20 protein-coding genes and 1 pseudogene are annotated in these 26,194 nt (G+C 60.2%); 12 read left to right on the top strand and 9 right to left on the bottom strand.

Annotated features, from left to right (window positions below):
• Positions 1–942 carry a folate-binding protein YgfZ gene (locus DOM36_RS04420; RefSeq protein ID WP_110641520.1) on the bottom strand — a complete coding sequence of 314 codons (942 nt, stop codon included), beginning with the start codon at positions 940–942 and terminating at the stop codon, positions 1–3.
• Positions 943–1,216: 274 nt separating this feature from the next.
• Here DOM36_RS04420 and DOM36_RS04415 point away from each other — a divergent pair, with 274 nt between their 5' ends.
• The 8 genes from DOM36_RS04415 (at position 1,217) to DOM36_RS04380 (ending at position 10,169) form a co-directional block, all read left to right on the top strand.
• Positions 1,217–1,414 carry a hypothetical protein gene (locus tag DOM36_RS04415; RefSeq protein WP_110641518.1) on the top strand — a complete coding sequence of 66 codons (198 nt, stop codon included), beginning with the start codon at positions 1,217–1,219 and terminating at the stop codon, positions 1,412–1,414.
• Between the two features lie 80 nt (positions 1,415–1,494).
• The gene (uvrB, locus tag DOM36_RS04410; RefSeq protein ID WP_075568688.1) at positions 1,495–3,528 is read left to right on the top strand and encodes an excinuclease ABC subunit UvrB; all 2,034 of its coding nucleotides are present in this window, start codon (positions 1,495–1,497) and stop codon (positions 3,526–3,528) included.
• A 110-nt stretch (positions 3,529–3,638) separates the two neighbouring features.
• Positions 3,639–4,460 carry an endonuclease VIII gene (gene nei / locus DOM36_RS04405; protein ID WP_075568689.1) on the top strand — a complete coding sequence of 274 codons (822 nt, stop codon included), beginning with the start codon at positions 3,639–3,641 and terminating at the stop codon, positions 4,458–4,460.
• Between the two features lie 175 nt (positions 4,461–4,635).
• Entirely contained in the window at positions 4,636–6,141 is a 1,506-nt protein-coding gene (locus DOM36_RS04400; protein ID WP_075568690.1) for a fumarate hydratase, read from the top strand.
• A 241-nt stretch (positions 6,142–6,382) separates the two neighbouring features.
• Entirely contained in the window at positions 6,383–7,804 is a 1,422-nt protein-coding gene (gene cls, locus DOM36_RS04395) for a cardiolipin synthase (RefSeq protein WP_075568691.1), read from the top strand.
• Between the two features lie 63 nt (positions 7,805–7,867).
• Entirely contained in the window at positions 7,868–8,785 is a 918-nt protein-coding gene (locus DOM36_RS04390; protein WP_075568692.1) for a LysR family transcriptional regulator, read from the top strand.
• 177 nt (positions 8,786–8,962) lie between these two features.
• A complete protein-coding gene (locus DOM36_RS04385) occupies positions 8,963–9,934 on the top strand; it encodes a YihY/virulence factor BrkB family protein (RefSeq protein ID WP_110641515.1) in 972 nt (323 codons plus the stop codon).
• A complete protein-coding gene (locus DOM36_RS04380) occupies positions 9,897–10,169 on the top strand; it encodes an acylphosphatase (protein WP_075568693.1) in 273 nt (90 codons plus the stop codon). Before DOM36_RS04385 ends, DOM36_RS04380 begins: the two co-directional genes overlap by 38 nt.
• Positions 10,170–10,226: 57 nt before the next feature.
• Here DOM36_RS04380 and DOM36_RS04375 read toward each other — a convergent pair whose 3' ends face one another.
• The 3 genes from DOM36_RS04375 to DOM36_RS04365 form a co-directional block, all read right to left on the bottom strand.
• On the bottom strand, positions 10,227–11,183 hold the full coding sequence (locus tag DOM36_RS04375; RefSeq protein ID WP_110641513.1) for a nucleoside hydrolase: 957 nt from the start codon (positions 11,181–11,183) through the stop codon (positions 10,227–10,229).
• 75 nt (positions 11,184–11,258) lie between these two features.
• Complete coding sequence (locus DOM36_RS04370; RefSeq protein ID WP_110641511.1) at positions 11,259–12,194, bottom strand: ribokinase; 936 nt, start codon at positions 12,192–12,194, stop codon at positions 11,259–11,261.
• Between the two features lie 11 nt (positions 12,195–12,205).
• Positions 12,206–13,138 (bottom strand): D-2-hydroxyacid dehydrogenase, encoded by a 933-nt coding sequence (locus DOM36_RS04365; RefSeq protein ID WP_110641509.1) that lies wholly within the window; start codon positions 13,136–13,138, stop codon positions 12,206–12,208.
• 394 nt (positions 13,139–13,532) lie between these two features.
• Between DOM36_RS04365 and DOM36_RS04360 the strand changes: the two genes are divergently transcribed.
• The 3 genes from DOM36_RS04360 (at position 13,533) to ruvC (ending at position 16,338) form a co-directional block, all read left to right on the top strand.
• Entirely contained in the window at positions 13,533–13,808 is a 276-nt protein-coding gene (locus tag DOM36_RS04360) for a zinc ribbon domain-containing protein (RefSeq protein WP_075568697.1), read from the top strand.
• Positions 13,809–13,852: 44 nt separating this feature from the next.
• Positions 13,853–15,634, top strand: coding sequence for an aspartate--tRNA ligase (gene aspS / locus DOM36_RS04355; RefSeq protein ID WP_110641507.1), 1,782 nt, complete (start codon positions 13,853–13,855; stop codon positions 15,632–15,634).
• Between the two features lie 167 nt (positions 15,635–15,801).
• A complete protein-coding gene (ruvC, locus tag DOM36_RS04350; RefSeq protein WP_075568699.1) occupies positions 15,802–16,338 on the top strand; it encodes a crossover junction endodeoxyribonuclease RuvC in 537 nt (178 codons plus the stop codon).
• 231 nt (positions 16,339–16,569) lie between these two features.
• Here ruvC and DOM36_RS04345 read toward each other — a convergent pair whose 3' ends face one another.
• From DOM36_RS04345 to DOM36_RS04325, 5 genes and pseudogenes are all read right to left on the bottom strand, one after another.
• Entirely contained in the window at positions 16,570–16,887 is a 318-nt protein-coding gene (locus tag DOM36_RS04345; RefSeq protein WP_144076797.1) for a hypothetical protein, read from the bottom strand.
• On the bottom strand, positions 16,880–17,740 hold the full coding sequence (locus DOM36_RS04340) for a colicin E5-related ribonuclease (RefSeq protein ID WP_157958554.1): 861 nt from the start codon (positions 17,738–17,740) through the stop codon (positions 16,880–16,882). The genes DOM36_RS04345 and DOM36_RS04340 overlap by 8 nt, the downstream gene beginning before the upstream one ends.
• 95 nt (positions 17,741–17,835) lie before the next feature.
• Positions 17,836–18,300 carry an SMI1/KNR4 family protein gene (locus DOM36_RS04335; RefSeq protein ID WP_110641503.1) on the bottom strand — a complete coding sequence of 155 codons (465 nt, stop codon included), beginning with the start codon at positions 18,298–18,300 and terminating at the stop codon, positions 17,836–17,838.
• Positions 18,301–18,310: 10 nt separating this feature from the next.
• Positions 18,311–23,455, bottom strand: coding sequence for a DUF637 domain-containing protein (locus DOM36_RS20410; RefSeq protein WP_110641501.1), 5,145 nt, complete (start codon positions 23,453–23,455; stop codon positions 18,311–18,313).
• A gap of 178 nt (positions 23,456–23,633) precedes the next feature.
• Positions 23,634–25,094 (bottom strand): annotated as a pseudogene (locus DOM36_RS04325) (ShlB/FhaC/HecB family hemolysin secretion/activation protein); the annotation flags it as partial.
• Between the two features lie 493 nt (positions 25,095–25,587).
• Here DOM36_RS04325 and ruvA point away from each other — a divergent pair.
• A complete protein-coding gene (gene ruvA / locus DOM36_RS04320) occupies positions 25,588–26,193 on the top strand; it encodes a Holliday junction branch migration protein RuvA (RefSeq protein ID WP_075568703.1) in 606 nt (201 codons plus the stop codon).
• Position 26,194 lies beyond the last annotated feature (1 nt).

Below are 26,194 nucleotides of genomic sequence, written 5' to 3'. Positions count from 1 at the left end.
CTACGCGCCCACGACCTTCTCGGGATCGAGGCGCTCCAGAGGATAGGGCAGTTCGCGCAGCGTCAGGTTGCGATCGCCGACGAACAGCGCCGATGCGTCGGTCTGACTGGTATTGAGCACGACCAGAGCGTCGCAGTGCGTGGCATCCTCACCGATCGCGGCCTGGAAAATCTCGCCCACGCGCTTGTCATCGGCGCTGCGAATGTCCGCGCCGATAGCGGGGGCCGAGGTGCCCTCCAGCATGGCGATCTGCAAGCGCCGTTTGACCTGCCCTCGAAAATGCGCGCGTGCCACGATTTCCTGGCCGGTGTAGCAGCCCTTGCGGAAACTGATGCCGCCCAGCGCTTCCCAGTTGATCATCTGCGGCAGAAACGTATCGCTATGCTCGGCCGTGAGCCAGGCCACACCCGCCTCGATGTCCGCATGGCGCCACTGCGCCGTGGTCGCGCCGTGCACATCCAGATTCGCAGCCTGCCAGCGGGAGGGCACCTCGGATATGGGTAGTATCAGCAGGAACCGGGGACGGTTGGCGGGATGGCGCAGCGCCACCGTGTCTCCTTGCCGAGACATATGCCAGTCGAGATCAGGTAGTACGGGAAGGGTGGCATTACCGACCCAGGATTCGGGTTCCCCGATCATGCCAATCAGCGCGAGGTCTTCGCGATGACGCAGGGTCATCTTGTAGAACGGGGCGTACTTTCCCAGTTGCGTCGCCAGCGGCGCGGCCAGGGAGGCATCCAGCAACAGCCAGTATCGCTCGGCGGCGACCTTGAGCACCTCGGCATTGGCAATCATCCGGCCCTTGGGGGTGCAGAATGCGGTCAACGGCGCGAATTCGCCATCGGCGTGATCGATATTGGCGCTGGTCTGGCCTTGCAGAAAACGCGCTGCATCCGGGCCATCGCATTCAAGAATACTGAGATGTGCCAGCCAATCGTCCATCCGATCCCTCCCGTGAAAATATTGATGTCTGTGCGCGAATGGCAATCTCCGGTTGCGAGCCCCGGAACTCAGCGCTCCTGGAACGCCATCGAGATATCCGTCTGCCAATCATTCTGGCGTCAAGATGGTGTCGATTCGGTCGCATTGCAACGTCAGGTCGCGGAAACCCCATGCTACGCTATGCTGTTTGCCTGAACGTGCAATCGTGAAGAGATCCTGGTAACGGGAACGCCGTGAAAAGCATTTGCCAACAGACCGTTGTGGAGAGCCCTGCATGTCCCGGATCAATCTGACGCTGAAAGGGGTAGCGACCCCGGAAGACCTCAATCGCGTTACGACTGCCCTGATGATGGTGGATGGCGTCGAGAGTGTCGAGATCGGCAGAGAATGGGCGGAAGTCGAAGGTCGCGCGAACCGCGAGGCGCTGATAAAGGCCATCGATTATTTGAAATCGGGCTTCGGCGCGGAGTGAAAGGTAGCCGGGAGACGGTCGTGCCGGGAAAATCGAGCTTGCCCCTTGAATGACGATAGTTTGGACCCTAATTAGTGACCATGAACAAACCTTTCAAGATTCACTCCAATTACCGTCCGGCCGGTGACCAGCCCGCCGCTATCGAAGGGCTGGTGCGTGGACTGGGGGCAGGCCTGTCGCACCAGACGCTGCTTGGTGTCACCGGTTCCGGCAAGACCTTCACCATGGCCAACGTCGTCGAGACGCTGCAGCGTCCGACGATCGTGCTCGCGCCCAACAAGACGCTGGCGGCTCAGCTCTACGGCGAGTTCAAGAGCTTCTTCCCGGACAACGCGGTCGAGTATTTCGTCTCCTATTACGACTACTACCAGCCGGAAGCCTACGTGCCGTCGTCGGATACGTTCATCGAGAAGGACGCCTCGATCAACGATCACATCGAACAGATGCGCCTGTCGGCGACCAAGGCGCTGCTGGAACGTCGCGACGCATTGATCGTGGTGTCAGTATCCGCAATCTACGGGCTGGGCGATCCCGAGCAGTACATGAAGATGCGTCTGCACTTCAATCGGGGAGAGCAGATCGATCAGCGCAGCTTCCTGCGCCGGCTGGCGGAATTGCAGTACACACGCAACGACATGGACTTTCGGCGCGGGACGTACCGGGTCCGCGGCGATGTGATCGACGTGTTCCCGGCGGATGCCGAGGACGAAGGGGTACGTATCGAGTTGTTCGATGACGAGATCGACTCGATTCGGCTGTTCGATCCGCTGACGGGAGAAGTTCGCGGTCAGGTACCGCGCATGACGATCTACCCCAAGAGCCACTACGTGACGCCTCGGGACACGATTTTGGGCGCTATCGATGCGATCAAGCAGGAGCTGGCGGACCGGCTCGAATATCTACGCAAGCACGAGCGTCTGGTCGAAGCGCAGCGTCTCGAGCAGCGCACGCTCTACGATATCGAGATGATGCTGGAGTTAGGTTACTGCAACGGGATCGAGAACTACTCGCGCTATCTCTCCGGGCGAGCGCCGGGCCAGGCGCCGCCGACGTTCTTCGACTATCTGCCGGATGATTCGCTGCTGTTCATCGATGAATCCCACGTCAGCGTATCCCAGGTCGGCGGCATGTACCGGGGCGACCGTTCGCGCAAGGAAACTCTGGTCGAGTACGGTTTTCGCCTGCCCTCGGCGCTGGACAACCGACCCATGACTTTCGAGGAGTGGGAGGGCATCGTGCCGCAGACGGTGTTCGTGTCGGCGACGCCCGGACCCTACGAAGCGGAGCACGCAGGCCAGGTCGTGGAGCAGGTGGTGCGCCCGACGGGGCTGGTCGATCCGCAGATCGAAGTCCGCCCGGCGACCACTCAGGTCGATGACCTGCTCTCCGAGATCCGGTTGCGTGTCGATGTAGGGGAGCGCGTGCTGGTCACGACCTTGACCAAGCGCATGGCCGAGGATCTGACCGAGTACTTCGACGAGCACGATGTGCGGGTCCGCTATCTGCACTCGGATATCGATACCGTCGAGCGGGTTGAGATCATTCGTGATCTGCGTCTGGGCAAGTTCGACGTGCTGATCGGCATCAACCTGCTACGCGAAGGTCTCGATATCCCGGAGGTTTCGCTGGTGGCCATCCTGGATGCCGACAAGGAGGGTTTCCTGCGTTCCGAACGCTCGTTGATCCAGACCATCGGCCGCGCCGCCCGTAACGCCCATGGCAAGGCCATTCTCTACGGGGACCGGGTCACCGACTCGATGCGCCGAGCCATGGATGAAACCGAACGCCGTCGCAACAAGCAGATCGAGCACAACGAGCGACACGGCATCACACCGACGACGGTCACCAAGTCGGTGGCGGATATCATGGAAGGCGCGCAGGCCCCGGGCAGCCGCAAGAGTGGTCGTAAGCGGAGCGAGCAACTGGTGGCGGAAGCGCCGGGTGCTTATACCCGCGAGGCCTTGAGCGCGATGAATGCGCCGCAACTGACCAAGGAGATCAGCAAGCTGGAGGATCGTATGCACGAAGCGGCGCAGAATCTCGAATTCGAGCAGGCCGCGAAGCTGCGCGATCAATTGCAGACGCTGAAATCCCGCCTGCTGGAACTTGGATAAGTCGAAGCGGGGATGAATCAAAGCGGGGATGAATCAAAGCGGGGATGAATCAAAGCGGGGATGAATCAGAGCGGGACAAGCTGAAAGCCCGATCGAGGTAGCGCCATTCTATGCCGGAAGGACCAGAAATACGCCGCGTCGCGGATCGCGTGGGCCGGGTGCTGATCAATGCGCCGTTGACCCAGGTCTGGTTTGCGTTTCCCGAGATCGAAGCGGCGGCGGGGCGCCTGTCCCGCAGTCACGTGACCCAAGTGGATTGCTGGGGCAAGGCGCTGCTGATCACTTTCGCCGACGGCCACGTGCTTTATTCCCATAACCAGCTCTACGGTGTCTGGCGCCTCCATCGGCGCGACCAGCCGCCTTCGACGGGCCGCCAGCTGCGCGCTCGCCTGACGACCGCAGATCATGCCGCCAGTCTCTACAGTGCTTCGGATATCTCGCTGTGGACCACGGAGACGTTGGCACAACAGCCATTTCTGGCGCGTCTCGGTCCGGATCTTCTAACGCATGACGTCGCAAGCGAGGATATCGTGGCGCGATTGACCGAGCGACGCTTTGCGAGCCGGGGCCTGGGCAGCTTGCTGCTCGACCAGGGCTTCTATGCCGGGATCGGCAATTACCTGCGTTCGGAGATTCTGTTCTTCGCCGGGCTTGGGCCAAGGCAGCGTCCCAAGGATCTATCCGGTGCCCAACGGAAGAGACTGGCGCACTGCATCCTAGCGACGATTGATCAGGCGTATCGAGAGGCGGGTGTGACCAACCGGCCGGCCTGGCGCCAACGCTTGCAGCAGGCGGGTAAACGCCGGTCCGAATGGCGGTTCGCCGTTTTCAATCGCGAGCATCAACCTTGTCACGTCTGCGGTTCCATCATCCTGCGCGAATCCGTTGCCTCGCGTCGACTCTACCGATGCCCGTCCTGTCAGCCCGAGTAAACGTATTGGCGCGCGGCCAATACTCAAGCCTATTTATACCGTTATCTTATGCGGCATCGCATTCGTCACAACTGCCAAATTCAAGTCTTTACGGTATGATTGCCGCGCTTGAAGTTACCGACTCGCGGGCGATGAACCCGCCGAGCAGTTACCGTGACCAGCCAGGAGTACCGTGATGACCGTGATCCGCCAGGAGGATCTCATCCAAAGCGTGGCCGACGCACTGCAGTACATCTCCTACTACCATCCCAAGGATTTCATCGACGCCATGCACGCGGCGTATCAGCGGGAAGAAAATCCCGCCGCGCGTGATGCGATCGCCCAGATCCTGATCAACTCGAGAATGTGTGCGACCGGCCACCGCCCGATCTGTCAGGACACGGGTATCGTCACGGTGTTCGTTCATGTCGGCATGAACGTCCGCTGGGAAGCCGAGATGAGCCTCGATGACATGGTCAACGAAGGGGTTCGTCGCGCTTACACGCTACCCGATAACATTCTGCGCGCATCGGTGCTGGCCGATCCCGATGGCAAACGCCAGAATACGGGCGACAACACGCCGGCGATCATCCATCACAAGCTGGTGCCGGGCGATACCGTCGAAGTCCACGTTGCGGCCAAAGGCGGCGGTAGCGAGGCGAAATCCAAGTTTGCCATGCTCAATCCGTCGGATAGCGTCGTTGACTGGGTGCTGGAGCAATTGCCCAAGATGGGGGCCGGCTGGTGTCCGCCGGGAATGCTCGGCATCGGCATCGGCGGCACCGCGGAAAAGGCGATGATACTGGCGAAGGAAGCGCTGCTGGATCCCATCGATATTCAGGCATTGCAGGCTCGCGGTGCCAGTAACCGAGGCGAGGAGCTGCGTCTCGAGCTGTTCGAGAAGGTCAATCAGAGTGGCATCGGTGCCCAGGGGCTGGGTGGATTGACCACGGTGCTGGATATCAAGGTCAAGGATTACCCGACCCACGCGGCCAACAAGCCGGTGGCGATCATTCCGAACTGCGCCGCGACGCGTCACGTCCACTTCAGTCTCGACGGCAGTGGTGCGGCCGAGCTGCCGGCACCGAAGCTCGACGATTGGCCGGAGATCACCTGGGAGGTCGGTGAGGGCGTGCGTCGAGTCAATCTCGACGACGTCACGCCGGAAGCCGTGCGGGAGTGGCAGCCCGGCGACACCGTACTGCTGTCCGGCAAGCTGCTGACCGGCCGCGACGCGGCCCACAAGCGGATGATTGATATGCTGGCCAAGGGTGAAAGCCTGCCGGTCGATCTCAGAAATCGCTTCATCTACTACGTGGGTCCGGTCGACCCGGTGGGGAATGAAGTCGTGGGACCTGCGGGGCCGACCACCGCGACACGCATGGACAAGTTCACGCGCACGCTGCTCGAGCAGACCGGGCTTCTGGGAATGGTCGGCAAGGCAGAGCGGGGGCCGCTGGCGATCGAAGCCATTCGCGACAATCAGGCGGTTTACCTGATGGCGGTCGGCGGCGCGGCCTATCTGGTGGCCCAGGCCATCAAGAAAGCGGAAGTGATCGCTTTCGATGACCTGGGCATGGAAGCGATCTACGAGTTCGAGGTCGAGGATATGCCGGTGACGGTGGCCGTGGATCATCTGGGCACGTCGGTCCACCAGACCGGGCCCGCCAGGTGGAAGGAGATCATCGCCGAGCGCGTCTGATCGATACCCGCGGCGACACCACGGTGGCCAGATGACCAACGTTGGCGATCTCAGTGGCAAGGTCATCGGAGGATGCTTGCGCAAGAGGGCTGCCGTAGAGAACTGCTTCAGAGAGTTCTTGTGAACAGCTATGGTAGAGAGCCCCTGTGGGGCTCTCTCTTTTTTTCGGTATGATGTTGGTTAGCTTAACGATTTCGGCGGAAGCGATGACGATGACGCGAGATGGCAAAAGAGGGCGGACATGACCTGGCTGATCGGTTGGCTGCTGTTCGTCTCTCATGTCGCCGGAATCATCACCGCCGTCATGGCACTGATGTCGAGTCGCACCTCTCAGGGCGCCGTGGCCTGGATCGTCACGCTGATCAGCTTTCCCTACATTGCGGTGCCGATCTTCTGGACTTTCGGCCGACCGCGGTTCTACGGCTACGTTTCCGCCCGCGGTGAGCGAGATACCGTGCTGCGCCAGGTACTGCAGCGTTATCGACCCCAGATGGAACCCTATATCTCTCGGCCCGAAGCGGTCAGCGGTCGCATTCGCGCGGTAGAGGAGCTGGCGCGGATGCCGATGACCCGCGGCAATCGGGCAGAGCTTTTGATCGATGGCGACGCCACTTTCGAGAGTCTGTTCGACGGCATCGACCGCGCCGAGGAATACATCCTGGTCCAGTTCTTCATCGTGCGCGCCGACGAGATAGGCCTGGCCTTCAAGCGCAAGCTGATCCATCAGGCGGAGCATGGCGTCAATGTCTACTTTCTCTACGACGAGATCGGTAGTCGGGGGCTGTCCGGCGGTTATCTGCGGGATCTCGAAGAGGCCGGCGTACGCGTGTCGGCGTTCAATTCATCCCGGGGCTGGCGACATCGGTTTCAGATCAATTTCCGCAATCATCGCAAGATCGTGGTCGTCGACGGTCGCGAGGGCTGGACCGGCGGACTCAACGTGGCCGACGAGTATCTGGGTCGTGTCGAGCGATACGGCAAGTGGCGCGATACCCATCTCAAGCTCCAGGGGCCGAGCGTGTTGGCGCTGCAGGAAGCTTTCTGGGAAGACTGGTACTGGGCGACGGGCGATATCCTCGCCCTGGGATGGCAACCTCGGCAGGTAGCCGACGCGTCCCAGCATGTGGCCATCGTGCCATCCGGACCAGCCGATGGACGCGAAACGGCCAGTCTTCTGGTGCAGCACGCGATCCACGGTGCCCGCCACCGACTCTGGGTCACCAGCCCCTATTTCGTTCCCGATCACGGCGTTCAGGACGCACTGACTCTGGCCGCGTTACGGGGTGTCGACGTACGGGTACTGATTCCCGAGCGACCGGATCATCTGCTGGTATTTCTCTCGGCGTTCGCCTTTCTGCCGGAGATGATCAGCAATGGCGTAAAAATATACCGTTATCAACCAGGCTTCCTGCATCAGAAAGTGCTTCTCGTGGATGATCACACCTCGATGGTTGGAACGGTCAATCTCGACAACCGGTCTTTCAGGCTCAACTTTGAAGTGACCGCCTATGTGCCCGATAAAGCCTTCGCTGCCTCGGTATGCGATATGCTCGAACAGGATTTTGCCAATAGCCGTCAAGTCAGCCAGCGCGAGCTGTCCGAGCGTCCCCTTTGGCGCAAGCTGCTCTCACGGGCGACCTATCTGCTGTCACCCGTCCAATGACGACGCGACTGACGCTGCGTCGATCCGCTGGACGTGGGGAGAAATGGATGCCGGGAGGCGTCATTGAATCTTGAAACCAAGTGGCTCGAGGACTTCGTTGCCTTGTCCAACACGCGCAGTTTTTCGGCATCGGCGCGTCAGCGACACGTTACTCAGCCTGCCTTCAGCCGCCGGATCCGCTCGCTGGAGCAGGTGGTCGGCGCCACTCTGGTGGATCGCTCGACGACCCCGGTCAGCCTGACGCCGGAGGGGCAGCTTTTTCTGGTCACGGCACGCAATATCGTCGAACAGCTCAACGACAGCCTGGCCCATCTTCGCGGCCTGGCAATGGACAACGAAGCGCTGGACATCGTTGCGGCCCACTCGTTGGCGCTGGCTTTCTATCCCCCGTGGATATCACGATTGCAGAAGGGCGTCGGTGAACTGCCGACCCGTCTGGTCGCGATGAATGTCGGCGACGCCATCCATGTGCTGCGCGAAGGCAATTGCGACTTGATGCTGGCGTATCACGATCCCTATGCCACGATGCAGCTCGACGCCGAGATATTTCCTTCGTTCTCCATAGGTCAGGTGAAGATGGTGCCCATCAGCGTGCCGGATGGCAGCGGCGGGCCAAAATTCTCGTTCGAAGGGGAAGGGCCGATACCGTTTCTCTCATACACTCAGGGCGCCTTCCTGGGTCGCAGTGTTCGCATGTTGCTCAAGAACGAGCCCGGTCGAATGCGGCTGAAGACCGTCTACGAGACCGCCATGGCGGAGGGGCTCAAGGGGATGGCGCTGCAGGGCGTCGGCCTTGCCTGGATTCCCGATTTCTGCATTCGCGATGAGCTGGCCACCGGCAAGCTGGTTCGCGCGGCGGACGAAAGCTGGGATATCCCGCTGGAGATCCGGCTCTATCGTTGCTCGCTGGTACACAAGCCCGGCGTCGAAAAGCTGTGGAGGCGGATGATGAAGCTCCCCAGTGATTTTCTGCGTGCATGAGGCTGGTCGACCGGCAGAAACGGCGCGGCGGATTTCAGCCGGTGAGACTGGCATTGCTGTAATCTCGGCTAAACTGCTGATGTACAGAGAAACAGCATCGGGAAACGGCCTATCGGCCAGCGATTCCCCAAAGTTCGTCTGCACCGAGCAAGGTGGAGCCAATCATAAGGATCCAACGTGACAGCCCTTCATACCAGCGTCGTTTCTTTCGGCAAGTATTGGTTCGCCGTGGTCCGCGATTCCATCAAACTCTGGCTCGATCGCAACGCTTTCAGCTACGCCGGCTCACTGGCGTTCTACACGCTCTTTTCACTGGCGCCGACCGTCATCATCGCGGTCACCGTGGTGGGGTTGTGGCTGGGCGAGGATGCGGCGCGCGGCGAGATCGTGACGCGCCTGCAGGATACTTTAGGGCCGTCCGCTGCCAGCGCGATCGAGAGCGCCGTCGCGCAATCCAGCATTCAGGCTTCGGGCATCCTGCCCACGGTGGCGGGCTTCGTCACGCTGCTCATCGGGGCGACGACGGTGTTCGGTCAGATGCAGTTTTCACTCAATACCATCTGGGGGGTTGCCCCCAATCCGGATCGCAACAGCATCTTTCTATTTGCCAAGAAGCGCCTGCTGTCGATGGCCGTAGTACTGGCGATCGGTTTCGTGCTGCTTGTGTCACTGATATTGGGCGTCATCGTACAGGCGACGTTCAGTTACGCCGGGGACTGGGTGCCTGGCAGCGTGTTTCTCCTCGAGATCGCTCAGTTCGCCTTGTCGATCGTGGTCATCACGCTCTTTTTTGCTGCCATCTTCAAGGTGCTCCCGGACGTCGTGCTGTCCTATCGCGACGTGCTGCTGGGCGCCCTGGTGACGGCGGTGCTGTTCATCATCGGGCGCAACGCAATTGCGGCCTATCTGGCGCACACCGCAACGGCTTCGACGTATGGGGCGGCGGGCTCGGTGGTGCTGGTCCTGCTATGGGTTTACTACTCGTCGTTGATCCTGCTGTTCGGCGCCGCATTCACGCGAACTCACGTCGTTGCGAAGGGACGTCGAATCGTGCCACGCAACACGGCCGTACTGATACGCCATGAAGTCATAAAGAAGGAGGACCCAGCTCATGACACACCGAACGATCAAGGCTTGGGTGAGCGGTAGAGTTCAGGGCGTGAGCTATCGTGAACACGTTCGGCGCCATGCCGAGCGCTGGGGTATCACCGGACACGCCATCAATCTCGAGGATGGTCGTGTCGAGGTGATGGCCCATGGCGAGGCCATTGCCATCGCCGAGCTGATCGATCAACTGTGGGATGGCTCGCCGGCGGCCGATGTCACCGATGTGACGGTGGAAGACGCTACGTTCGCGGCGCCGGCGAGCTTCACCACAGGCTGAAGCCTGACGGCAACGATCTGGTCCGAGCGCTGCAGCTCGCGATCGGACCAGATCACATCAGCGAGCGGGGGTAGTCGTGAGTGTCTCGACGATCCATTCGATCACGGCGGGGCCGTCGGCATTCAGGCACACCTCTGCCGGGGTACCCTGCGACCAGCGGGTATCCACGAATTCCCGCCGTTCCGGCGCCATCACGGTCTGCCCCTCGGCCAATCCCTCGGTCACCACGCTCAGATATCCCCGCTCGACGGTAAAGAGATCCGGTCGCAGCAACCAGACCAGGGCGCAGCTGTCGTGGGGGCAGCATCCGTCGATCCCCAGTGCCTGCCGATAGAACTGGCGGTAGAACGCATAGCTCTCGCCCAGCACTTTCCCCAGCGGCCCTTGGGCATCGACGATCCGCGCCATGCTTTGTGGGTCCAGCACGCAGCGATGCGTTGCGTCCAGCCCGACCAGCGTCAACGGCCAGCTAGCCTGCAGCACCTTGGCAGCGGCGTGGGGATCATTGAAGATATTGGCTTCTGCAACCGGGGTCACATTGCCGCCTTCCCGAATCGATCCTCCCATCACCACCACGCGTTTGACCTTGTCGACCAGGCCGGGGTCGAGCTGCAACGCGGCGGCGAGATTGCCCAGTGGCCCGACGGCGACCAGCACGACCTCACCGGGACGGGCATTGACCTGATCGACGATGAACTGCGCCGCGCTCTGTTTCAGCGCTTGCGTGGTGATCTCCGGAAGCGCGATGTTGCCCAGACCATTATCGCCGTGGATATGTCCCGGCGGCGGATTCTTTGGCTTGACCAGCGGCTCTGCCGCGCCTTGAGCTACCGGAATCGATTGCCCGGCCAGCTCCGCGAGCAGCAGTGCGTTGTGGGTCGCGACATCGATCGTGACGTTGCCGAACGTCGTCGTCAGCCCGAGCAGCTCGATGTCGGGATGCGCCAGAGCGATGGCGATCGCCTGAGCGTCGTCGACACCCGGATCCGTGTCGAAAATGATGGGCGTAGGCATGATATTTCCTGGATTCGGTCCTGTTGGTGTGCCAGCCGTAGCCGGTCACGTAAAATCATTCGGGTGTTCGGTCGTTCAGGTTTCGAGCGAGAGAGCGGGCAGCGTCTGCAGGGCTTCCTCAACATCCTTGCTTGTCGGAATGCTGGGCTCGGCGCCGGCCTTCTGAACGCACAGCGCCGAGGCAGTCGTCGCCAGACGGAGTGCCTGCTCGACATCGTCCCCCCGTTGCCTGGCCGCCATGAAGTAGCCGATGAAAGTATCGCCGGCCGCAGTCGTGTCGATCGCAGCCACCGCATGGGCCGCCAATGTCACGCGTGCGCCTCGGTGCTGATGGCACACGCCTTCGCTGCCCAGCGTCAGCACGATCTCCACCTCCGGCAGGCGCGTTGACAGCGTTTCGAGCAGCGTGCCGGCATCGGCGGATTCCTCCTGCCCAGCCAGCGCGGCCGCTTCGCCGCGGTTGAGAAACAGGATCCGGCACAGCTCGAGCGGAAGCTCGGTAACGTCTGTCGAAAGCGGAGCCGGATTGAAGGCGATGGAAAGCCCGTTAGCCGCGGCAAGGCGCAGGAGGCGTTCGGCGGCGTTGCATTCGTTCTGCAACAGCACCCAGTCGCCGGCTCTCGCGGAGCCGACCAAGGCTTCCAGGCGCGCTTCATCGAAGCCGTGATTGGCGCCAGGATAGAGGATGATCGCGTTTTCGGCAGCGTCGTCCACCTGAATCAGCGCGTGACCGCTCGCTTCGGCGACCAATTCGATGTCGGCCACCTCGACGCCCGCGTCTTCGAGCGGGGCCAGCGCCCAGCGATCACTCTCACCGAGTCGGCCCCAGTGGGCGACCTTGCCGCCGGCCCGCGCCAGCGCCAGTGACTGATTGGCGCCTTTGCCGCCCAGCACCTGATGCACGCTGGTGCTCGCCAGGGTTTCGCCCGGCCGAACCAGGTGAGGGACCCGGTAGACGTAATCGATATTGATGGAGCCGTAGTTGTAAATCGTCGGTGTCTCTTTTGCCATGTCGTCGTCCCTCAGGCCAGCCAGCCATGTAGATTGTCCGCCGTCAGCTCGACGACTCGCTGGCGTGCTTCCGGTGTGATCCATGCATTGTGGGGCGTCACGATGAGGTTGAGCGGTTTGGAAAGCGCATCGAGCAGGGCATGCCCCTGACGCGGCGGCTCGGCGGGCAGACTGTCGACGGCCAATCCGCCAAGACGCCGATCCCGCAGCGCGCCCAGTGCCGCGCTTTCGTCGATGATCCCGCCGCGAGCACAGTTGATCAGCAGCGCATCGGACTTCATCGCAGCCAGTGCATCGCTATCGATGAGACCACGCGTTGCGTCGGTCAGCGGACAGTGCAGGCTGAGCACGTCTGCGTCACTGAGCAAGGAGGCCAGCGCCGGACGTGAATCGTGGGCCTCGTTGCCAGGGCGGGCGCAGAAGGTGACCCGCATGCCGAAGGCTTCGCCGAGCTTGGCCACGGCGGTGCCGAGCACGCCGCTACCGACGATGACCAGATGCTTGCCGGCCAGTTGCAGCGTGCGGTGATCGAGCAGGCAGAAAATGTCGCTGCGCTGCCAGGCACCCGCGCGAAGATCGGTCTGATAGAGTGGAAGACGCGCGGCCAGTGTGAGCATCAGCATCAAGGTGTGCTGGGCGACACTGGCCGTACCGTAGGCCGCGACATTGCGCACGGTGATCCCGCGCCGCTCGGCGGCTACCATGTCGATATTGTTGGTGCCGGTCGCCAGCACGCAGATCAGCTTCAGGTCCGGCAGCGTGTCGATCAGCTCGGCGTCGATGACGACCTTGTTGGTCAGGGCGATCGTGGCGCCGGTCAGACGCTCCCGCGTCTGCTCGGCCGAGGTGAGCTGATGAACGTCGAGATTGTCGACGAGGGTGCGAATCGGGGCGAGATCGACGTCGTCACCCAGTGAGGCGGCATCCAGAAGTACGGCTTTCATGCTTCTTTTCCTTGTCTCTTTTCTGTCTATCGACCGTGCTCTTGCGTCGTCGTCTCACAATCGCTGGCGTGCGAACGACGACATCGGCGTTATCAGCCGGTAATATTGCCCGCGACCGGCTGCTGCGCGCTATACTATGCGGCTTTCGAACGCGGCTTTCGAATCCAATCTGGCAAGTGCGGGTTCGGACAGCGCTTCGCGGGCTTCGAGACCTGCGGAAGCAGTCCTTGAAAAAGCCGGCTCGGCCCCGATTTCAATAGCGATCTGGAAGGCGACGCCTCACCGCTTGCGGTGTCACGGCAATACGCCAGAAGGCCCCGACACCGGGGCGCGTCGACAGCAGGGCGGTGCCGAAACATGAAGCGGCGCTATCCCGTCTTGGAGTGATGAAACCATGCCCATCTACGAATATGAGTGCAAGGCCTGCGGCCATCGCCTGGAGAAGCTTCAAAAGCTCAGCGCGGCGCCGTTGACCGACTGTCCGGCCTGTGAGCGTTCGGCGCTTTCCCGGCTGGTCTCGGCGGCCGGATTTCGGCTGGCCGGGGGTGGCTGGTATGAAACCGATTTCAAATCGGGCAGCAAGAAGAATCTCGTGGGCGATAGCGCCAGTCCCGCACCGTCAGGCGATAGCGGCAGCAAATCGAGCGGCGATAGCAAAGCGTCGGCCTGAGTACCGTCTTCACATTTTTAGGCTTCACAATTTTAGGATCCAGCATGCGCAGTCATTATTGCGGCCAGTTGAACGAGTCATTGATCGATCACGAAGTCACGCTTTGCGGTTGGGTGCATCGCCGCCGCGACCATGGCGGTGTCATTTTCCTCGATATGCGCGATCGAGATGGTGTCGCTCAGGTGGTGGTGGATCCCGATACTGCAGAAGCCTTTGCCAATGCCGACCGCGCGCGTAGCGAGTATGTGCTGCGTATCGTCGGTCGCATTCGATTGCGCCCCGAAGGCACCCAGAACCCCAACATGCCCACCGGCATGATCGAGGTGCTGGCCAAGCAGGTCGATGTCCTGAACACCGCCGCCACACCGCCTTTCCAGCTCGACGAGCACGGTAAAGTGGGCGAAGAGGTGCGGCTCAAGTATCGCTATATCGACCTGCGCCGTCCGGAAATGATCGAGAAGCTGCGCCTGCGTTCGCGTATCACCCATAGCGTCCGCGCCTATCTCGAGGATCAGGGCTTCCTCGATATCGAGACCCCGATTCTGACTCGAGCCACGCCGGAAGGGGCACGTGACTACCTGGTGCCGAGCCGGACCCACGATGGCCATTTCTTCGCGCTGCCGCAGTCGCCTCAGCTGTTCAAGCAGCTGCTGATGGTGTCCGGCTTCGACCGTTACTATCAGATCGCCAAGTGCTTCCGGGATGAGGACCTGCGTGCGGATCGGCAGCCGGAATTCACCCAGATCGACATCGAAGCGTCGTTCGTCGACGAACAGGACATCATGGGCACCACCGAACAGATGGTGCGCCAGCTGTTCCAGGAAACCCTTGACGTGGCGTTGCCGGAATTCCCGCGCATGCCCTACAGCGAAGCGATGCAGCGTTACGGCTCCGACAAGCCGGACCTGCGCATTCCGCTGGAACTGGTAGACGTCGACGATCTGATGCAGTCTGTCGACTTCAAGGTCTTCTCAGGCCCGGCCAAGGCGGAGGACGGTCGCGTCGCCGCGCTCAAGGTCAGCGGTGGCGCCAAGCTGTCGCGCAAGGAGATCGACGACTACACCAAGTTCGTCGGCATCTACGGTGCCAAAGGGCTGGCCTGGATCAAGGTCAACGAACGCGCGAAAGGACTCGAGGGCCTGCAGTCGCCGATCGTCAAGTTCATGGAAGGCATCGTCGAGCAGTTGCTGGATCGCGTCGGTGCCGAGGATGGCGACATCATCTTCTTCGGAGCCGACAAGACGCGGATCGTCAACGAGGCGATCGGGGCGTTGCGCGTCAAGCTGGGTGAAAACCTCGATCTCTACACTGCCCGATGGGCACCGCTGTGGGTCGTCGACTTTCCGATGTTCGAAGCCGATGACAATGGCCGCCTGTCCGCGCTGCACCATCCGTTCACGGCGCCGTCCTGCTCGCCGGAGGAACTCCAGTCATCGCCGGCCACGGCATTGTCCCGCGCCTACGACATGGTGCTGAACGGCACCGAGCTCGGTGGCGGCTCGATCCGTATTCACGATCAGGCGATGCAGCGTGCCGTCTTCGAGGTGCTGGGTATCGGCAAGGAAGAGGCCGAGGAAAAGTTTGGCTTCCTGCTCGACGCATTGCAGTACGGCGCACCGCCTCACGGTGGCCTGGCCTTCGGTCTCGACCGTCTGGTGATGCTGATGACCGGGTCGCGCACGATCCGTGACGTGATCGCCTTCCCCAAGACGCAGAGCGCCGCGGATCTAATGACCGATGCCCCCGGCGAGGTCACCAACCAGCAGCTACGCGACTTGCACATCCGCCTGCGTCAGAAAGCGCAGCCGGAAAACGCCGGCGAATAGCGAGCCTGGCTGTCATCACACCGGCGTCCCCAGGGGCGCCGGTGTTGTTTCGACGGCGCGTCACTGAAATGCGCGTTAACCTGTTGGCATGCTAGAAGCGTGTTCGCCGACGCGACAGGAGATCTGGGGATGAGAGATATTGCTCAGCGGGTAGCGGAGTCCCGCTGTTGATTCTGCTGGGGATCGATCCCGGATCGCGGGTGACCGGCTACGGTGTGATCGATGTTGCCGCCAAGCCGCGCTATGTCGCCAGCGGCTGCATTCGTATCGAGGGCGAAGATCTTGCCCAGAAACTGGCGCGGGTCTACGCCGGCGTCAGCGAGTTGATCGGCCTCTACCGGCCGACGGAATTTGCCATCGAGCGCGTCTTCATGGCCAAGAATGCCGACTCCGCACTCAAGCTCGGTCAGGCCCGCGGTAGCGCCATCGTCTGCGCCGCCAACCATGGCCTGCCGGTGCATGAGTATGCCGCTCGCCAGGTCAAGCAGGCGATCACCGGCAATGGCGGGGCGGAGAAGTCGCAGATTCAACACATGGTAATGGCATTGCTGTCTCTCGACGCCCCGCCACCGGCCGATGCCGCCGACGCGTTGGCGATTGCATTGACCCATGGATACGCCCGTCAGGGCTTGCTGGCCGTGGCGCCCAAGCGTCGTGGAAAATCCTCGCGAGGCGGGCGGTGGCGGGACTTTCGCCCGGAATGAGTGGACGTAAACCAGCTTGTCAGCTCAACTTACCGCGCTGCACTGCGCAGGCCCAAGATCTCACCCGTGGTTTTAACGGCGAATAAAGAAGCGATTGAACCATCCCCCCGAGAACTTTCTGGTGAGCGAGAGTATGTGTCTTAATTTTTAATTGAGACACTTTTTGTATTTGGCTTGTAGCCCCTTAACGCTGAGATTGCTCGTTCCTCACCTTTTGATCTTTAAAAATACCTAGTTTCTCACCAAGACAAATTCGAGCAATAGATCGTTATCTGTAATTAATTCAAGGAATTTCCTTGCCGATTTTATTGAGGTGTCTATAAAATATTTTTTGTCAGTGGTGGCTAAGCAAGAAAAGTCTGCAATAAAATCAAGATCGGGGGTTATTTTATCACCAGAAATGTTGAATCCTTCTATCCCAAGAATCGCCAGTTTTTGATGTTCGCAAAAATTTAGCAGCTTTTCGCTATCCTTTTTGTTGAATAGCTCCATATTTCCCAAAATTTTCGTTGGCTTCGGATCTGGCCGAGGCATTTTGTATTCAGTCATGATTTTCCTCCCATGGTGAATTCCATTTTTTATTATTCCTGTTGGATATTTGGACAATGGCTCCGGTCCGGTCATTCTGAACGACATAAGAGCCGTCTTTGGTGATATAGCCAGTGGCCGGATCATTGAGACGCTTGTTTGTGGCCGGGTCAAATCTCGTATCTTTAGTGGCTACAGTTTTGCTTGGCTTTGCAATGGCTTCTTTTATTGAATCTATCGACCAGCCTCTTTTTCCCATCTGTTTGTAGATTTTCCCCTCAATGACAATAGGCGCTTTAACACTGACTCCGCGCTTACCAGGCCCAACCACTCCCATCGCCGTGACCACAGTGACCAGACCATCGGTAATTACGGCTTTCCGACTGCTTGGAAGACCTAGCGCCTTGAGGACGGCAGATGCATAGATGTTAGCCTGACGCCTTGTGGTGACTTCTGCCAACTGCTCTTGGACGCCAATGTTCTCATCTATCAGGCGGTCGAGAAGATAGCGCTTGCCACCATTGTACTGACCATAAACCTCATCCAGTCTGACAGTGGCTTCCTGGAACACTCGGCTCAGGGCTGCGCAACGATTGGGATCCGTTCGACAAGCCTCGATAGCCTCGCGATTTTGCTCGGCACTCAGGCGTAGATAGCGCTCATATATCGCTTCGGGCTTGCACTGAGTCTTGGTTTCACAATGGTTCAATTCCTTGGCGGCTGCCACTAGTTGATCATGCGCCAGCGCGTTGTAGCGATAGACCCGCTCGCCACTGTCAGCACCGCTGTAGGCGCCCTTGGCGTCACCGGTGAAGACGGCACCGGCAACGCCGCCGCGCAGGCGGGTCCTGCACGGCTGGCTTCGCGGTTCCATTTTTAGAGGCGCCGACGCCATCACCTATGTCGGTAGGCATCGCTTCCGGCGCGAGCTTGCTCTTGTGTAAAGACGCCTGTAACGATTTTTTTAAATCAAAAATCCTCTATTTCATAAAGCGAATGAAGAAATTCCGAGAAATTGTTGCTGATATGATAGATGTTGTCCTGCCTTGGCTCTTCTCCGTCTTCAGCCTCGTAATCTGGATCCCAGAAGCATATTTCCTCTTTGCCAGTCAGATCCATAATGATCACTCCGCCCCCTGAGTCTCTTGCAATTGGCAAAAAGCTTTTTGGAATTCTGTTTTCAAATACCTCTAGCATGTTAAAGATTGAATCATATTCGTTTTTCTCCAAAGAGAAGAATAGATGAACATCGGATTCATCTTCTCTTTCAGATATGGTGTTGTAAAATTTAAAAGTGTCCGGAATGGGTTTCCCTCCGTTGTTTTCTTTTAAAAATCTTCTATACTCTGAAGGGAGCTGTGCTCTTATTTTCTTTTCCAGGGTGGTTAATGCAGAATCTTCGGTCTTTGGGCCCTGGCCAACTATTTTTAACATGATGGCACTCCTATTTTTGCTTAGCTATACCACCTGTATGCTTAACCGCTTCGTGAAGATCACTTGGAACTAGTTGCATATACCCGACATGCTCATTGTGATGCCAGATATAGCCTTTCGGTCGTGGTTTTTCTGAGTTATAGCCTGCTGCTATATCTGCTCTTCGATAATCAACTTTTCTTGATCTTCCAGGTTCTATGACAACATTTTTGATTGAGTATCGAGAGAAGTCGGGAAAGCCTGCGCCGTTAAAATGAACGCTGTGCGGGTATTTTTCTCTTATTTTCTCCGGCAAATCTTTCAAAGGAATTGTCGTGTTGGCGTATTTGCTATTGATTGGCGCTCTGTCATTTACAGGCCGTATCCTGCTGTTAAACCCGACTCCACCCATTGCCGAGAGGGCAGCGGCCGATACGATCGAAGCTTGCTCATCGTCTAAGCCATACTTTTGTTTGATTGCTTGAGCGAACCCAGCTTGAGAAACCGCGCCTTCAGCTTCTACATATTGTCCGAGTAGCGGGCCAGCGTCTAGGCTGATTCGCCATGGCACCTCGCCTCCAGCCAGTTCGTCCAGTTCTTTTCGAAATTTATCATGATCCTTTACTAGTTCCTGATATTGATCATGGCATTTCTTGCTATCTGTGGCACAGATGGCAATCAGCTTGTCTTGCTGCGAGAGGCTTATTTCACGGTATTTTTCCTGCACTTCGTCGCAATTTCTGTTTGCTTTGCACTGTTTTGATTCCTTAACGAATTCTGCGACCTGCGCGTGTTTCAGGAAATTGTAGCGATAGACCCGCTCGCCACTATCCGCACCGCTGTAGGTGCCCTTGGCGTCACCGGTGAAGACGGCACCGGCAACGCCGCCGAGCAGACGGGCAAGCTGAGCCTGTCGATTGGCGTCGCGGTTCCATTGTTCGGGAGCAACGGCGTCATTGCCCATACGGGTGGCCATCATTTCCGCCGCAAGTGCGCCGGCGACGCCACCTTTGGCGCTGCCGCGGCCGATCTCGGCGGCCAACCCGGCCAACGCCGCGTGGGAAATGGCCTTGCCGCCACTGCCGAGAATCTGGCCGTTGTCGCCAATGAGATTGGCGCCCTGGGCCTGGACCTGGGCGCCGATGTTACCCAGCAGCGCGTCTCGGAAACGGTCGTTGAAGCTGCCACCGTAGGCGGCCTGGCTGACGCCGGCATTGATCAGGCTTTCGGCACCGACACGCTGGGCAACTCGGGTCCAGTCACCGTCGTTGAGTACCGGCAGGCGAGGGGAGTCGGGGGTGGGCGCCTTGGCCAGCACGCTCTGATCGAAACCGGCCATGGCGCCACTGACCAGCATGGCCGTGGTGATGGATTTCACCGTTGCGCTACTGCCCAGGCTCTTGAAGGTCCTGGACAGGTTGCCCTGGTTGTCCGCGAGTGCGACTGCCGCTTGCGAGGTGAGTGCGCTCATGCCGGCAGCACCCATGCCGTAGAGCGCTGCACCCGCGGTGCCTGTGGCGCTACCGGCGGCGGCGTTGCCGGCCCAGGCGGCAAGGCCGCTGCCACTGGTGGCAGCCGCCACCGCGATGGCGATGACGGCGCCGACGGTCGGGTTGAGATGTTTTTCGGTGTGATGCCACTTGGCGTAGGCGTCCTGGACCTCGCGCCAGTGGACCTTCTTGTTGCCCTTGAGCGCCTTGAGCCACTCGGTCCCCGGTGTGCTGGCCAACTGGGCCAAGGCCCGATCGAGCTGCTGGCCCTGCTGCTTCTTGTAGTCTGCGCTGATGCCCCTGGCGGCATCGACTCGTAACCTGCCGCCGATCTGCAGGCTGGGTAGCCGCCAGGTGTCCTTCCGATATCCCTTGTCGGCGGTCTTGATATAGAACCCGCGGGATTGACGGATGCGTTGCTCCAGGCGGCTCTCCTTGACCGCCTCGAAGCGTACCTTGCCCTTCAGGCTGGTCAGTTTGGCATTCTTGCCGGCACTGATACGGCTGGCCTGATAAGTGCTGTCGTCGCGGCTGAGCAGATCGATATTCTGCTTGGCGGTGAATGAGACCACCTTGTGGGTGACGCTGTGCCCGGTACGCTTGACGGTCTTCTTGCGCAGTCCCAGCCAGCTTTTCTTCTTCTTCTTGGTCTGGTAGATCGAGTTTTCTTCCATCGCCTGAGCGAACAGGAATCCGCCCCTGGCGGCAGCGTTCAGGTTGCCGCCGGCGTTGAGCCGGGTAGCCTGGAACAGCATGCTGCCACGACTGTCGAGCACGGTATGGCGCCCGCTCTTCAGCGTTGACTCACGTTGGGTGCTACCTTCCCGGTGGCCATGCTTGATCGGTCGATGGAAGGTCTGTTCCAGCGCACGAAAAGAGAGATTGCCGAGAGAGGCAATGCGCAGGTCGCGTCTGGCGCCGAGATCGCTGCCCAGCGTGTCGATCTTGCCATTGGCAGCCAGGGTCAGGTCCCGGCCGGCACCGAGACGAGCGACAATGTCCCGGTCCTGATAGTCCCGGTCGGACCCGACACGATAGGCGAGATGATCGAAGGCCATGCTACGGCCGGATAGCAGCGTCAGGTTGCGCTTGGCCGCGAGTTTGGCGGCTTGCGTATCGATGTCGCGGCCGGCATTGAGCAGCAGGTCGCCACCCGCGGCAACGCGCGCGGTGAGCGCACCGGAGTGGGTGACGTCGAATAGCGGAGCGAAGCGATCGCTCAGGGGGTAGGCGTCGAGCTGAATGTCCTGCCCGGCCTGAAGCGAAAGGCTATTGCCGGCGTCGAGGCGCGCCAGCGGGATATCGATATCCCGGCCGGCCACCATCGACAGTGACTGTGTTGCGGCGACATGGTTCGTCTGCGCGAGACGCTGTGTCAGGACATCACGCCGAATATCGGCGCGATTGGCGATCTTGTCATTGGCCTTGCCCAAGGTCGCGAGGTGCCGATCAGTGATCGAGAACCCAATGTCCCGGCCGGCCTGAAGGGCGATATCGGCAGCTTGCAGGCTGCCCATGTCCCGGACTCTGATATCACCGCCGGCGACCAGATCGAGACCGCGTCTGGCGGCAAGCAGCGGTGCTCGGGCCTTGCCCCGAGTATCGTAGACATAGGGATTGCTGCCGAGCGTGATATTGCCGCCGCGAGCGAGCAGCGATATGTCACCGCCTGTCAGGCTGGTCTGATGCAGCGAGATACTCTTGGCTGCCGCGAGTGCCAGATGGTTTCCCGCATGTAGCGAAGCATTCGTAGCCTTCACCTGGCCGCTCGAGATCAGGGTCAGGTCGTGTTTGGCAGAGACACCGCTCGATAGGGTCAAATGCCGGCTGGTTGCCAGGATGTCGTTGGCGCTGATACTGGTGGGCATGTGCGCCAAATGGTTTTCATAAGTCGGCACCCTGGGCAAAGTCTGCAAATCAATGCTGTTGGCAAAGTCCATTACCAGGCGTTTGCCAGCCGCGATGGTCGCGGGCAGAACCTGCTTCGAGCGCCAGACTCCGTATTGATCGACTTGCTTCCAGTCAGTGGCTTTTGTCTGGATGGTGGGCATGTGTCGAACAGGCAGCGGAGTCGTCGTTCCATCGAGGACGATGTATCGATTCCATTCGCCCAGAACCTTCCCGGCAGTGTTCTTGAGCTGGTTGCCGCCCAAGAACATGTCTTGTCTAGCACTGATCTGGCTGCTTGCGTTATTCAGCGATCCGGCATTGATATAAAGATTCTTGCCCGACTGGATCCTGGCGGGTGAGGTTATGGCGATACGTTTGTCGTAGGTACGCTGCACATTGATGTTGGGGTCATCATGGAGATCGACATGACCGAACCATTTGTCAATGCCTAGCTTCTGGACGTCGACATTGCTGATGACCTGCCGGGGAAACTGATTGGGCCCTCCTGGCCCTGGGCCGGGAGGGATGACGATTGAAGAAACCGCGGTATCGATGCCGGTAGAGTTCGGTTGAACGGTTTGAGACTTCGTGGCGAATCGCTCCCGCTGATTGATGACGTTGTGCGCGCGGATCACCAGATTCCCGGACTGGGTTTTGATGGTCGCCGAGCGGTTACTGACCACAGCGCTCTTGTCACCTTTGGGGTTTTTCTGAATCCATAGATCGTGACCAGCCTGGAGGCGAGCGGTGTCGCCGTGGTTGTCGAGCCGCTTGGTGAAGAGCCGCATGTCACGCTGTGCGGTGAAGGTGCCGGCGTTGTCGAGCCTGGGGGTGACCAGGGTCACGTCGCGTTTCGCCTCGATATCGGCCCCCTTGGCAAGGGTGATAGTGCCGGCACGCATACCGATATCCCGGGCGGAGGAGGCCTTGGCGACGCCCAGTCGCCCCTTGGCGTCGAGCAGTATGTCCCCGCTGTGACTCTGCAGATGGCCGGCATTGACGCCGACACCCGCCTCGGTAGCTATCAGGCGGATGCGATTGGCGTACATGCCCCCGAGCGCGCGGCTATCGAGTGCCAGCGTGGGTGGCGTCTCCTTGCGTTTCGCCGCGAGAGGATCGAGGGTGCCATTGGTGATGTCCAGACGGTTGCGACCGAGCGTGACTTCCAGCGCCTTGGCCTGCAGCTTGCCTTCCAGCCTTGCCGTGCGACTGATCAGCGCCGTGTAGTCCTGTGATCGGCTGTCCAGGCCTTGACGACCGATCCGAATGTCGCCCTTGTCCACGTTCAGTGAACTGAGCGCTCCATGGCGGTCGAATCCCGGCTTACCCGTGGTCAGCGTGATACCGGGGGCATTGAGGAAGCTGCAACCGTTGCAGGTGATGCCGTTGGGGTTGGCGATCATCACCTCAGCTCGGTGGCCGGCCACTTCCAACTGGCCAGCGAGCTGAGAGCGACGTTTGCCTGTGACCTCGTTGATGATCAGCGCCGCTGGCTTCCCTTTCAGATGTCTGTTGGCGCGAAGTTTGCCCGCCAGCGCCGATTTGGTAGCGCTCGTGGCGTTGTTGAGTACGGCGCCGGCGTGGCCGACGCTGAAGTCTCGGTAGCGATTGTGCGAGACGCCGCTGGCATTGGGCCTGGCGATTTCGACCACCGGCACGCCGTGACGAGTGGTGACCGCAGTGCGCTTGTCGGCAGCTGCGATGCCGGCGGCCCATACCGGTTGCAGCGGTTGCAGTAGCCAGGTGGCGATGACGGCCCAGCAGGTCCAGCGGGCGACAGTTCCCGACCTTTTCATCGGATGTTTCCTCGAGTGATGTACGCGGTGGAAGGGGCCTTGCGGTATTACAAGGTGAAACTGGCTTGCCAATAGACGACCCAGCGGGCGGGGTGCAGTCCTCGGGGGGGGAGAGCAGCGGCTTGCCGAGACTGAATGATTGGGTGAGGTTCGGCTGGCTCAGCGCCAGCGAGATGGCGCTACCCAGGAGCCCGCCGCCCTTGGCACTGCGGCTCTTCATCGTGCCGCCGGCATCGAGCGCGACACTCAACGTCGGCTGGCCGATCAGCGGAAGGGCCTGGGTGCTCCAGTCGATCTGATTGCGCCAGTACGCGCCTCGGTTGGCGTCGAAGAAGGTGTCCTTGAAGCCGCGGACCGAATACTCGCCACCGATGCTGATGCGCTCGCTGGGGTAGAGGTCATCCGGTGTGGTCTGCAGGTAACCCGAGGTGAGGTAGCTGATCGTTGGTGTGAGCGGTAGAAAGCCGCTCGCCGCAAGGCTGATGCGGGTGAAATCGGAGGGTGGAAGGCCGCGCTGGTCAGCACTGGCACCAAGAGCGTGCAGTCCTCGCGAGACCGAAGGGTTCAGCGTGAAGTATCCCGATCCCAAACGCGTCGCGTACTCGAGCCTGCTGCCGGCAATGGCCAGCTTGGGGCTGCTCACATTGAGCCGCTGCCCCGCAAAGGTGGTGCGAGCGTCTCGTCTCGTCAGCGAGAGCGCCCAGCCTAGTGTGCTATCCCCGTCGCGGTAGAGATTCCGGTGCAGGTCGAGCACGTGCTGGCTGACGCTGCCCAGGTAAGGCCAATGGCGATCGGCCACCCGCAACGGCTGTTCGCTATCGCTACGGGCGTAGCGATAGCCAAAACTCCAGTCTCCGTATGGCAGCGTGACGCCGGCGGCGAGACCGCGACTGAGATGGCCTTGGCGTCCATCCAGATCGTGACTGGTTTCGAATTGCCATTGGTCGAACAGCCCCAGTGGGGAGTCCAGCGCCAGGCCGAGCGTCCCTTGCCGCGTTCCCGTACCTTTCTGGCCGCTGTTGTCGATGCCTAGTGCGATTCGCCAGGGCTTGTCCTGATGGATGCGATGCAGCACGACACGCGAGTAGCCCTGGCGGGTGCCCGGTTGGATGTCGATGCTCACACGTTGGGAGGGCAGGCGGTCGATCTGCTCCATGCCTTGCTCTAGGGCGCGCAGGTTCAGGACGCTTCCTCGGGCATGCGGGAAGATCATTTCGAGTCCGCGCGGTTGTTGTCCGTCCAGCGTGATGGCTTCGATGCGTCCCTCTTGGGCTTGCAGGCGCAATGTGCCGTCACTGACATCCTGGTCGGGGAGGTGCACGAGCGACGTCACATACCCCTTCTCGATGTAGGCATTGCTGGCCCTGTGCGCCAGTGCTTGCATCTGCGTCAGACTCAGACACTGGCCCTCCAGCGGGTGTGTCATCGCCTGTCGGCGAGCGTCGGACAGATGAGGAGCGTTTTGCCACTCGAAGTGGTCGATCACGAAACAGGGGGCAGCATGATCCGGCTCTGCCGGTTCGGCCTGCGGTACGATCTCCAGCCCCCGCTGTAGCGATTCGCGTTGACGCTGCGCGTCGTCGAGCAACGATTGCTGACGATCCCGCTGAATATCCAGGCCAAGGGGGGTGGCGGGCATCTGGGCCTGGCACGGTCCAGCGAGAGACACAAACGTCATCATGGCCAACAGTAGGGCGCGCGGAGATGTCATGGCAGCGTATCCAGAAGGTGCGCTGTACTGGAGAACGCTACCGCCCGCCCCAGTTGCGCTGAAGTCAAGATCAATGGCCTGGCATATTTGTACCGTTTTGTTACGAATTGTTTATAAGGCGTGCCGATGGTTTTGCCAAGTGAATTTCGAATCGAACCGAATCGGTTCGATACTGGAGGCGTCAAGGAAAAACGAAAGCCGCGTTTCGTTCGATGATCACTTCACTGCTTGAGAAGCGTTGGCAAGACGACGGAGGCCATCGCGACGCCGGGTTGGTCAGTCGGGGACGGCCCTGAACAGGGAAGGCGATGACGCTGCTCGCTTGCCGGTGGCGATGGCTTGGTTGCGGTGTACGCGGCAGCTAGTCAGTTGAATCGGCGATGCGTATAGTGGACGCCGTCATAGTAAGGACACGGATGGCATGATTGGACGTTTGCACGGCACGCTGTTGGAGAAGCATCCCCCCTGGATCGTCATCGATGTACACGGTGTCGGTTATGAACTCGAAGCCTCGATGACCACACTGGTCTCGATGCCCGGTGTGGGGGAAGAGGTGCGCGTCTATACGCATCTCAGCGTGCGTGACGATGCTCACCTGCTCTACGGCTTTGCGCGCGATGAGGAACGGCAGCTGTTTCGGGCGCTGATCAAGGTCAATGGCGTTGGCCCCAAGCTGGCGCTGGCGATTCTGTCGGGGATGGATACCGGCGCTTTCATCCACTGCGTGATGGAAGGTGACAGCAAGGCATTGACCAAATTGCCCGGCGTTGGCAAGAAGACGGCAGATCGCCTGATCGTCGAAATGCGTGATCGCTTTCCACACTGGCAGGAAGGGCAGGCATCGCTGCTGGACGACGGCATCTCGGCAGCACGCCCAGCGTCCGATCCGCAAGCCGATGCCGAGGCCGCGCTGGTCACTCTGGGCTACAAGCCCACGGAAGCCTCCCGCATGCTCTCCGGTCTGGACAAGAACCTTTCGACCGAAGCGCTGATCAAAGCGGCGCTATCACGCCAGCTGGCTGGATAAC

The sequence above is a fragment of the Salinicola sp. CPA57 genome (assembly GCF_003206035.1).
Taxonomy (GTDB): Bacteria; Pseudomonadota; Gammaproteobacteria; order Pseudomonadales; family Halomonadaceae; genus Salinicola; species Salinicola socius.
This window is presented reverse-complemented; position numbering and strand designations above follow the sequence as displayed.

What these genes read in the sequence shown, in the direction of transcription:
- DOM36_RS04415 (WP_110641518.1), top strand. Translation starts at nt 1,217, where the DNA reads ATGTCCCGGATCAATCTGACGCTGAAAGGGGTAGCGACCCCGGAAGAC.
- DOM36_RS04365 (WP_110641509.1), bottom strand. Translation starts at nt 13,138, where the DNA reads ATGAAAGCCGTACTTCTGGATGCCGCCTCACTGGGTGACGACGTCGAT.
- DOM36_RS04360 (WP_075568697.1), top strand. Translation starts at nt 13,533, where the DNA reads ATGCCCATCTACGAATATGAGTGCAAGGCCTGCGGCCATCGCCTGGAG.
- DOM36_RS04380 (WP_075568693.1), top strand. Translation starts at nt 9,897, where the DNA reads ATGACACACCGAACGATCAAGGCTTGGGTGAGCGGTAGAGTTCAGGGC.
- uvrB (WP_075568688.1), top strand. Translation starts at nt 1,495, where the DNA reads ATGAACAAACCTTTCAAGATTCACTCCAATTACCGTCCGGCCGGTGAC.
- aspS (WP_110641507.1), top strand. Translation starts at nt 13,853, where the DNA reads ATGCGCAGTCATTATTGCGGCCAGTTGAACGAGTCATTGATCGATCAC.
- DOM36_RS20410 (WP_110641501.1), bottom strand. Translation starts at nt 23,455, where the DNA reads ATGAAAAGGTCGGGAACTGTCGCCCGCTGGACCTGCTGGGCCGTCATC.
- DOM36_RS04345 (WP_144076797.1), bottom strand. Translation starts at nt 16,887, where the DNA reads ATGACTGAATACAAAATGCCTCGGCCAGATCCGAAGCCAACGAAAATT.
- cls (WP_075568691.1), top strand. Translation starts at nt 6,383, where the DNA reads ATGACCTGGCTGATCGGTTGGCTGCTGTTCGTCTCTCATGTCGCCGGA.
- DOM36_RS04375 (WP_110641513.1), bottom strand. Translation starts at nt 11,183, where the DNA reads ATGCCTACGCCCATCATTTTCGACACGGATCCGGGTGTCGACGACGCT.
- nei (WP_075568689.1), top strand. Translation starts at nt 3,639, where the DNA reads ATGCCGGAAGGACCAGAAATACGCCGCGTCGCGGATCGCGTGGGCCGG.
- DOM36_RS04340 (WP_157958554.1), bottom strand. Translation starts at nt 17,740, where the DNA reads ATGGAACCGCGAAGCCAGCCGTGCAGGACCCGCCTGCGCGGCGGCGTT.
- DOM36_RS04335 (WP_110641503.1), bottom strand. Translation starts at nt 18,300, where the DNA reads ATGTTAAAAATAGTTGGCCAGGGCCCAAAGACCGAAGATTCTGCATTA.
- DOM36_RS04400 (WP_075568690.1), top strand. Translation starts at nt 4,636, where the DNA reads ATGACCGTGATCCGCCAGGAGGATCTCATCCAAAGCGTGGCCGACGCA.
- DOM36_RS04370 (WP_110641511.1), bottom strand. Translation starts at nt 12,194, where the DNA reads ATGGCAAAAGAGACACCGACGATTTACAACTACGGCTCCATCAATATC.
- ruvA (WP_075568703.1), top strand. Translation starts at nt 25,588, where the DNA reads ATGATTGGACGTTTGCACGGCACGCTGTTGGAGAAGCATCCCCCCTGG.
- DOM36_RS04420 (WP_110641520.1), bottom strand. Translation starts at nt 942, where the DNA reads ATGGACGATTGGCTGGCACATCTCAGTATTCTTGAATGCGATGGCCCG.